Below are 6,102 nucleotides of genomic sequence, written 5' to 3'. Positions count from 1 at the left end.
GAAATATATTTTGATAATGCAGCAACCACGAAGGTGTCGGATGATGTGGCACAAGCTATGTTAAGTATGCTAACTACGAATTTTGGCAACCCTTCATCCTTACATCAAAAGGGATTTGAAGCTGAAAAAGCGATTGAAAACAGTAGGCAGATACTTGCCCAAGCTTTAAAAGTTCAAAAAAAAGAGATTTACTTTACATCCGGTGGAACAGAAGCGAACAATATTGCCATAACCGGGGTAGCAGCAGCCCATACAAGAGGTGGTAAACATATATTGGTATCCTCTATCGAGCACCCATCTGTTAAGGAAACTGTTCGGTACCTTCATACGATGGGGTATGAGGTTGAACCCATTCCAACAGATGGTATGGGTTATGTTCAAATAGAAGCTCTAGAAGAGTTAGTAAGGCAAGATACTTTAATGGTATCCATTATGTACGTGAACAATGAGATCGGTACAATACAAGACATGGGTCTCATTGGGAAACTGATTAAATCAATAAATCCAAATACCTTCTTCCATGTGGATGCCATTCAGGCTTTTGGCAAATATGTCTTAAGACCGAAGAAGGACCAAATAGACCTATTGACCATAAGTGGTCATAAGCTTCATGGGCCTAAAGGCATCGGTGCCATATATATAAAAGAAGGCACTAAAATAGTACCTTTGTTTTATGGCGGTAGTCAAGAAAGCGGTATACGGTCCGGTACAGAAAACGTTCCGGGAATTATTGGACTTGGTGTGGCAACAGAAGAAGCCTATGCACAACTTCTTGACAACAGAACCTATATAGAGGCCATAAAAGAACATATGATTACAAGACTAAGGAAGGATGTGCCTGATATCTCCTTTAACGGTGACATAGAAAAAGGCGCATATCATATATTAAACATAGGTGTATCCGGTGTGAAGAGTGAAGTGTTGCTTCATGCATTAGAGGAACTTCAGATATACATATCGACAGGATCAGCTTGTTCTTCAAAAAAGAAAAATCATAGCATGACGCTTTCGGCACTGAATTTGACTGCGGATGAAAAAGATCATGCTATACGACTGAGCTTTTCCAAGTACAACACACAAGAAGAAGTTGATCAATTTATAAAGCAGCTCAATAAGCTGTTGCCCACACTTAGAAGATTTAAAAGAAAGTAGGAAAAATATGAAGCAAGGATACTTAATAAAATACGGTGAACTGGCCCTCAAGGGAAAAAATAGATATATATTTGAAAATGCATTGGCCAAACATATTCGAGACGCGATCAAGCCTTTTGGTGAATTTGAAGTGGTTAAAGAACAGGGACGTATTATATGCGAACCCCTTTCAGATGTAGATGATGAAGCCGTCATGAACCGTATACAAATGATTTTCGGTATCATCGGTATTTGTCCGGTGTATATTTTAGAAGACAATAGCATGGAAAATATAAGAAATCAAGCGGTTGCTTTTTTGAAGCAACACTATGACCAACATGATTTTACTTTTAAAGTAGAAGCAAGACGTGCTGACAAAAAATACCCGTTGAACTCTATGGAGATCTCTAGAGACATCGGTGGTGTGTTATTGAATGCTTTTAATCAGTTAAGTGTAGATGTTCATAAGCCCCAAGTACGAGTGAATGTAGAAATCAGAAACAAATCCTATATTTTCTCAAAACAAATTCAGGGCCTAGGAGGCATGCCTGTAGGTACAAATGGCAAAGCCATGTTGATGCTTTCAGGCGGTATTGACAGTCCTGTTGCAGGCTATATGGTTGCTAAGCGTGGCGTTCACTTTGATGCGGTTTATTATCATTCCCATCCTTATACCAGCGAACGTGCCAAGCAAAAAGTAATTGATCTAGGTAAAATTGTTGCCAGATATAATGGCAGCTTTAACCTACATGTGGTACCTTTTACTGAGATTCAGTTGGAGATTTATGAGAAATGTCCTCACGAACAACTTACCATCATCATGCGTCGATACATGATGATTATAGCAGAACGTATTGCAAGGGAGAAAAATTGCTTAGCACTGATTACCGGTGAGAGCATTGGTCAAGTAGCCAGTCAGACCATACAAAGTCTTGCAGCAACCAATGATGTATGTGGTATGCCTGTTTTTAGACCCCTTATTGGTTTTGATAAGCAAGAAATTGTAGATATTGCACAAGGCATTAAGACGTTTGAGACTTCTATATTACCCTATGAAGATTGTTGTACTATTTTTGTGGCGAAACATCCGGTGACCAAGCCAAATATTAAATCAATTATGCGTTCAGAAACGATTCTTGTAAATATTGAAGAAATGCTTCAAAGAGCAATCGAACAAAAAGAAGTAATCAAGATTGAACCTGATTTATAAGAAAAAAAATCCACCTAAGTGGATTTTTTACTGACTTAATCATGGTTAAGTTTGATACCTTAACCCAATTATTCGAGGATAAAATCTTGAAGTACAGATTCAACTTCTTCGACGACAGAATCATCATGAATCATTAACTCAATAGGCTTGCTTAAGTCGAGTGAAAAAATCCCCATTATAGACTTTGCATCTATGACATAACGACCAGATACCAGATCAAAATCAGAATCGTACTTGCTTACAGCATTGACAAACACCTTAACTTTATCAATAGAATTTAAAGATACTTTTATAGTTTTCATTATATGGTCCTCCTTTATATTATTTATACACACTTATACTACACGTTTTGAAAATCGATGTCAATACGAATATTGACTAAAAAAATTTGAGAAATGTAAAGGCTTTCAGGCAAATGGAATAAATCTAAAAAGATGTAATTAAGGTTGGTTAGAGTTAAAGTGTCAAAGAAAGAGGTAAAAAATGGCAAAAGTAGCGTTTCATACACTGGGCTGTAAGGTTAACCAATATGAAACTGAAGGCATGATGACCCAGTTTGAACAGTTAGGTTATGACATTGTAAGCTTTTCTGAAAAAGCAGATATTTATATAATTAATACATGTACAGTGACCAATATGGCAGATAAAAAATCCAGACAAATGTTAGCAAAAGCAAAAAAAACCAATCCTAAAGGTTTGGTGGTTGCGGTAGGATGCTACGTACAGGCTTCTAATAAGGAACTTCTTGAAATGATTCAAGTAGATCTCTTAATAGGAAACACGGATAAAGGTAATATGGTCCAAGTCATTGAGACCTATCTAGAAAGTAAAATCAAGCCAAAAGTTGTTGATTTAAGCCACTACAAAGTTTATGATGATTTATGGATTAGTATGGCACAAGACCATACAAGGGCACATATAAAGATACAAGATGGGTGTGATCAATTTTGTACCTACTGTATTATTCCTTATGCAAGGGGAAGAATTAGAAGCAGATCTTCATCAAGTATTTTGGAAGAAAGTAGAGAACTTGCAAAGAATGGTTATAAAGAGATGGTCTTAACCGGCATTCATCTAGCATCCTACGGCATACAGTTTGAAGACTATAGACTTATTGACTTATTAGAGGACTTACAAGGGATAGAAGGGATAGAACGTATACGTCTTGGATCCTTAGAGCCTACATTAATAACCCACGAATTTGTTCGTCGTCTTGTCAAGCTAAGTAAGGTGTGCAATCATTTTCATTTATCCCTGCAGTCAGGTCATGATGACATTCTAAAAAAAATGAATCGAAAATATACGACACAAGACTATAAAGGAGCGGTTGAAAAATTAAGAGAGCAAATGCCCACATGTGCAATTACAACAGATCTAATTGTAGGGTTTCCTTCTGAAACCGAGACGCAATTTGAAGGCACTTTGGCTTTTATGAAAGCTATAGGGTTTGCAGATGTACATGTATTCAAGTATTCTAAGCGCAATGGAACACCAGCTGGGAGGATGAAGGAACAAGTCAGTTCAAAAGAAAAAAATATGAGAAGCACCAAAGCTATAAAAGCAGCTGAGGATATGAAAAATGTATTCTTAAGCCGGTTCATAGATAAAGAGATGGATGTGTTGGTTGAGGAACAAGTTATAGAAGATAAGCATGCTTATTATGTCGGCCATACCACCAATCATATTAAAGTATATATACAGTCCAACAAAGTACTAGAAAAAAATACCATGAATACAGTTGAATTAATACAAAGATTTAAAGATGGTATACTTGGGTCCTTATAGCTTACAGCTTCAAGATTAAGGTTGAAATAGGAATGTCGGTTAAATTTAATATTATTTTGATTGTATTTTTAGGATTTTTATTATAAACTGTATCTATGATTAAGGTTTCAAAATTAAGTTACTCTAAACCGTGTAAAACCAAAAATAGAGTGCTTAACCATCTATTAATACAAATATGGTTAAAGTATCAAAACTAAGTTTCACTAAATCACATACAACATATAGGTTAGGTTGATAGACTCATAACTGGTTATTGTATGTAAAAGTTCAACTGTATAGTTTTCACACTTTAACTAAATATCAATGGTTTGTTAGGACGTGAAATTGTGGGCAAATTTGGGCATACGCTTTTCTTTAAAAAATTTGATAAAGAGCCTGAAAATGAAATTAAGGTTGTACTTAAGGAAGTCTATGAAGCACTGAACGAAAAAGGCTATAATCCCAATTATCAGATTGTAGGCTATATTTTATCAGGCGATCCAACATATATTACCAGTCATAAGAATGCAAGAACGAAGATTGGTAGAATAGAACGAGACGCTTTGATGGAAGAGTTGGTTAAAGATTATGTAGAGCATAATTTGAAATAATATGTCGCCTCAAAAAACTGTAGAGACTCGGTTTCTACAGTTTTTCTTAGCCGCCAAATAGACAATACATCTTCTTGAAAGGATTAAAAACAAGTATGAGGATATTAGGACTTGACTATGGCAGTAAAACGATTGGAGTTGCCATATGTGACCCCTTTGGTTGGACCGCTCAAGGTATAGAAACCATTGAGCGTAAGGAAGAGAACAATCTAGTAGCGTCTATTGCCAGACTTAAAGAGATTATAGAGTATTATAAAGTAGAGAAGATTGTTTTAGGTCTCCCTAAAAACATGAACAATACAGAAGGTGAACGGGTTGAAAAGACAAAGCAATTCCAGAACCGACTGTTACGCGAATTTAATCTTGAAGTAATCTTATGGGATGAGCGTCTAAGCACCATGGGTGCAAGCCGTGCACTGACAGCAGCAGATATGAATGCTCGAAAACAAAAGAAAGTGATTGACAAGATGGCAGCGGTGTTTATTTTACAAGGATACTTAGACTGTCATTAAAGATAGACAGGAGGAAAAATGGAGAAAATAAAATTTACATTTGAAGAAACAGGAGAAGATGTTATTTTTTGTGTCTTAGGCAATGCTCAAGTCAATGAAATAGCCTATATACTCGTTGTTGATGAAAATGAAATCGAAGATGAAGATATGACCGCATATATTCTAAAAGCAACAGAAGCAGATGATATGGATATAATTTACGAAATCGTAGACAATGAAGAAGAGCTTTCTATTGTAGTACCTCTACTTGAAAAATTCTTAGATGATTTTGAGATTGAGTTATAAAATCATTTATTTGACAAAAGACCTTTACTACATTATAATCTGTATAGGACTAAGGTTTAATTAGAGTATGTCTCAAAATACTAATGAATTAGGGGATGAGCTAATGATAAAGTTTGTTGATCTATATGAAAAAACATTAAAAGAAAATGGGTACAAATTGACAAATCAAAGACGTGTCGTACTTGAGACACTTTACAATAGAGTGGGTGAACATCTAACAGCTGAGGAAGTGCATCAGTTGGTTAAGATGGTTAACTCAGAAATTGGTCTGGCAACAGTTTATAGAACGCTACAATTACTCTCAGAGTTAGGACTTATTGATAAGCTTAATTTAGATGATGGCGTTGTTCGGTATGAAATCGGTGAAATGGAAACGAAACATCGTCACCATCATTTAATCTGCGAAGAATGCGGCACCATTATGGGTGTCGATGATGATATGTTGGACGCTCTTGAAGAAGCATTCAGCAAAAAATATGGATTTAAAGTCACCGACCATGTGGTTAAGTTTTATGGTGTCTGTAAGTCCTGCTTACAAAAACAAGGATAATAATACTTTGCAATCAAGCAAGGTTGAAGAAAATACGGA

Annotated in this window: 8 protein-coding genes; 7 read left to right on the top strand and 1 reads right to left on the bottom strand. The window is 35.9% G+C overall.

The annotated features are described in order from the left end of the window. Together P0N36_RS06145 and thiI are read left to right on the top strand one after the other, a co-directional pair. Window positions 1-1,152: cysteine desulfurase family protein (locus tag P0N36_RS06145; protein WP_330683972.1), on the top strand; the 1,152-nt coding region annotated here is incomplete at its 5' end. Between the two features lie 7 nt (window positions 1,153-1,159). Then, window positions 1,160-2,341: a tRNA uracil 4-sulfurtransferase ThiI gene (thiI, locus tag P0N36_RS06140; RefSeq protein WP_275841962.1), complete on the top strand. Its 1,182-nt coding sequence runs from the start codon at window positions 1,160-1,162 to the stop codon at window positions 2,339-2,341. A 68-nt stretch (window positions 2,342-2,409) separates the two neighbouring features. On the opposite strand, the gene P0N36_RS06135 is transcribed toward thiI, so the two are convergent. Beyond that, window positions 2,410-2,643, bottom strand: coding sequence for an HPr family phosphocarrier protein (locus P0N36_RS06135; protein ID WP_125138329.1), 234 nt, complete (start codon window positions 2,641-2,643; stop codon window positions 2,410-2,412). Window positions 2,644-2,824: 181 nt separating this feature from the next. Between P0N36_RS06135 and mtaB the strand changes: the two genes are divergently transcribed. The 5 genes from mtaB to P0N36_RS06110 all read left to right on the top strand — a co-directional run bounded on the left by mtaB (window position 2,825) and on the right by P0N36_RS06110 (window position 6,063). Then, on the top strand, window positions 2,825-4,126 hold the full coding sequence (gene mtaB, locus P0N36_RS06130; protein ID WP_275841961.1) for a tRNA (N(6)-L-threonylcarbamoyladenosine(37)-C(2))-methylthiotransferase MtaB: 1,302 nt from the start codon (window positions 2,825-2,827) through the stop codon (window positions 4,124-4,126). Between the two features lie 326 nt (window positions 4,127-4,452). Beyond that, window positions 4,453-4,716, top strand: coding sequence for an IreB family regulatory phosphoprotein (locus P0N36_RS06125; RefSeq protein ID WP_275841960.1), 264 nt, complete (start codon window positions 4,453-4,455; stop codon window positions 4,714-4,716). A gap of 95 nt (window positions 4,717-4,811) precedes the next feature. Next, window positions 4,812-5,228, top strand: coding sequence for a Holliday junction resolvase RuvX (gene ruvX, locus P0N36_RS06120; RefSeq protein WP_275841959.1), 417 nt, complete (start codon window positions 4,812-4,814; stop codon window positions 5,226-5,228). An 18-nt stretch (window positions 5,229-5,246) separates the two neighbouring features. Further along, a complete protein-coding gene (locus tag P0N36_RS06115; RefSeq protein ID WP_275841958.1) occupies window positions 5,247-5,513 on the top strand; it encodes a DUF1292 domain-containing protein in 267 nt (88 codons plus the stop codon). Between the two features lie 103 nt (window positions 5,514-5,616). Further along, window positions 5,617-6,063, top strand: coding sequence for a Fur family transcriptional regulator (locus P0N36_RS06110; protein WP_275841957.1), 447 nt, complete (start codon window positions 5,617-5,619; stop codon window positions 6,061-6,063). Window positions 6,064-6,102: the final 39 nt, after the last annotated feature.

The sequence above is a fragment of the Petrocella sp. FN5 genome, assembly GCF_029210395.1.
Classification (GTDB): domain Bacteria; phylum Bacillota; class Clostridia; order Lachnospirales; family Vallitaleaceae; genus Petrocella.
Note: the sequence above shows the minus strand (reverse complement) of the source record. Positions and strands in the feature narration are given on the sequence as shown.

Coding starts and splice junctions, on each gene's coding strand:
- thiI (WP_275841962.1), top strand. CDS start 1,160: ATGAAGCAAGGATACTTAATAAAATACGGTGAACTGGCCCTCAAGGGA.
- P0N36_RS06135 (WP_125138329.1), bottom strand. CDS start 2,643: ATGAAAACTATAAAAGTATCTTTAAATTCTATTGATAAAGTTAAGGTG.
- mtaB (WP_275841961.1), top strand. CDS start 2,825: ATGGCAAAAGTAGCGTTTCATACACTGGGCTGTAAGGTTAACCAATAT.
- ruvX (WP_275841959.1), top strand. CDS start 4,812: ATGAGGATATTAGGACTTGACTATGGCAGTAAAACGATTGGAGTTGCC.
- P0N36_RS06115 (WP_275841958.1), top strand. CDS start 5,247: ATGGAGAAAATAAAATTTACATTTGAAGAAACAGGAGAAGATGTTATT.
- P0N36_RS06110 (WP_275841957.1), top strand. CDS start 5,617: ATGATAAAGTTTGTTGATCTATATGAAAAAACATTAAAAGAAAATGGG.